Genomic DNA, 227 nt, shown 5'->3' on the forward strand with positions numbered 1-227 from the left:
GTTCGCTTAAAATAGGAGTTATACTAAGTATTCTATTAATTGTATTTAATAAATTAAATAAGACACTTCTTTTTATTGAAAAAGAAGATCTTGAAGAAAGTGTTCTTTACCAACCTGTAAAATCATTGGCTCCAATGATATTTCCTAATTTGATAAAAAGTGAATGCGAACAGGATGGATTAGAAGAAAATCAAGGATAAAAAAAGCCGCAATAAGCGGCTTTTTAT

1 pseudogene is annotated in these 227 nt (G+C 28.2%); it reads left to right on the forward strand.

The window, feature by feature from the left end:
- Positions 1 to 200 (forward strand): annotated as a pseudogene (locus ACRHOC_RS15360) (CvpA family protein); the annotation flags it as partial.
- Between the last annotated feature and the right edge of the window lie 27 nt (positions 201 to 227).

The sequence above is a fragment of the Winogradskyella poriferorum genome, from assembly GCF_050618035.1.
Classification (GTDB): Bacteria; Bacteroidota; Bacteroidia; order Flavobacteriales; family Flavobacteriaceae; genus Winogradskyella; species Winogradskyella poriferorum_A.